The following is a 2011-nucleotide window of genomic DNA, read 5'->3' as shown; positions in this document are numbered from 1 at the left end:
CTTATATAGAAAGGCATTTAGCGATTTTTGTCAATTGTTTTTTATCTAGAGCGAACTAATCAATTAAGTCTCTTGCCAGATAAGGATTTAGTCGATTTATGCCCCCCTATCGAACCATAACAAGTAACGAAGAGCCAAAATTCTGAGGTAAATCATGCAACTAAAACTAACAAAAATATTCCAGAAAGTTCCCGAAGGCTATATTGGTTTTGTCGAAGAATTGCCAGAAGCTAATACTCAAGGAGAGACTCTAGAAGAAACTAGAAGCAATTTAGAGGAAGCAATTGAGCTAGTCTTAGAAGCTAATCGTATATTAGCTGAAGAGCAACTGCAAGGACAAGAAGTGATTCGAGAGTCTGTTACTTTCTTGGCCGCATGAAACGCAGAAACTTAAGCGGGTTTAGTATAAAATGTTGCTTGGTAAAAATGCTAGGTTCTTTGGTTTGTCTTATGCAATGGACGGGGTTATAAAGAATGAAACCTTTATAGAGACAGACATTGCCGCAATTTTTGTCAATTGTTTGCGATCTGGAGCGAACTAATCAATTAAATCTCTTGCCAGATAAGGATTGAGTCGATTTATGCCCCCCTATCGAACCATAACAAGTCCCGAAGAGCCGTTTTTAAGCGGCGATTTGAAGAACTAGATGAGCAAGCATCCCAATTAGAATCTTCTAAAAAAGTTCTCCAAAGAGAGATAATTGGCACTGGTGAATTTATCGATAGCTACTTACTTTTAAGCTGGAAGGTAAAAGTAAGAAACTTATTGTCTAAACTTTGTGGTGAAGATTCTCAGTACTTTAAACAATTTGAGCGGAAAGAGAACGGGCATACAACTTATGGGATGTTTAAGGCATTTAAAGCGGTATTTTTGGCAGCAAAAGAAGATTTTGAGGGTGGTTATCTCTCGTCTCTTAAAACACTGGTTCAAGCCGAAGTTTTTGATTCTCAGTTTGAACAAGCAAATGAGTTTTTTTCTAGTGGTTATTATACCGCTGCGGCTGTGATTGCCGGAGTTGTGTTAGTGGGACTTAAACGCCAAATAAAGATCAAATCGAGTATAATTGTTAAAGAGTAAGCACTTTACGTTGAAAGATCAGCGATGAAAGAGACAACCCCAGCCGCAATGCCCCCATGCTTTGACCGATGGTGTCGGCGGTTTGACAATTGCTTCAAAAACGAAGCGCAAAAAAACGGCTTCAGACAATATTTAGGAGGATTATTAGGGGAAAGTGAGAGGAAAAACCTGACTCAAATGGCCAATAATGCCGTCGGAGTAGTTTATAACCGATTACATCACTTTTTGACCGAATCTCCTTGGTTAGACCGTCAGGTGAATGAATGTCGGTTGCAAGTGATGAACCAATGCCGCCAGACGCAAATCCCCCGAGGATTTTCCCTGATTGTCGATGACTCAGGACATCGAAAAAGTGGCAATCTGACCGCCGGAGTTGGCAGGCAGTACCTGGGAGAAATTGGCAAGACAGACAACGGAATATAGCGTTTCCCAATCTCATGAGGTACACCAAAATCTTAACTCCTGACTCCTCAAAACCTAAGACTCTGTACCTCACAACTATGGGAATTGCTATAGTCGCCGTCACTACCCATCTCTACGACGGCAAAAAAAGTGTCCCCCTAGACATTGAAATTTATCAACCAGCTAGTTCCTTAGCCGAGGGGAAAGAAGACAAAGAATTTAAGAAGAAACCGGAGATAGCGATAGATTTAATTGACCGGAGCTTAACCAGAGGCTATCGACCGAAAATCGTGTTAATAGATGCCGGTTATGGCAACAACACAAATTTTCTTAAAGCCCTGGAAGAAAGAAAGCTAAAATACTTAGGAGGATTGGCAAAAAATCGAAAAGTAATTATTGAAAAAGAAGGGGGTGTGGAAGAAACAATCCAGCTTGAGCAACTAGCAAAAAGCCTATCAGAAAAGGATTGGGAGAAAATCACCCTAAATCTAGATAAAGAAAAAACGGTTTGGGTAGCGGTATTCAGAGCGA

At 40.4% G+C, this 2011-nt stretch carries 2 protein-coding genes and 1 pseudogene; all 3 read left to right on the top strand.

Translation table 11 applies throughout. The annotated features are described in order from the left end of the window. The first annotated feature begins 154 nt into the window (after positions 1 to 154). Positions 155 to 379, top strand: a complete 225-nt coding sequence (locus tag O9290_RS13710; RefSeq protein WP_002762189.1) for a type II toxin-antitoxin system HicB family antitoxin — start codon at positions 155 to 157, stop codon at positions 377 to 379. 387 nt (positions 380 to 766) lie between these two features. Next, positions 767 to 1078: a hypothetical protein gene (locus O9290_RS13705; protein WP_288024009.1), complete on the top strand. Its 312-nt coding sequence runs from the start codon at positions 767 to 769 to the stop codon at positions 1076 to 1078. Between the two features lie 24 nt (positions 1079 to 1102). After that, positions 1103 to 2011 (top strand): annotated as a pseudogene (locus O9290_RS13700) (transposase); the annotation flags it as partial.

Source organism: Microcystis sp. LE19-41.2A (assembly GCF_027530405.1).
GTDB classification, from domain to species: Bacteria; Cyanobacteriota; Cyanobacteriia; order Cyanobacteriales; family Microcystaceae; genus Microcystis; species Microcystis aeruginosa.
Note: the sequence above shows the minus strand (reverse complement) of the source record. Positions and strands in the feature narration are given on the sequence as shown.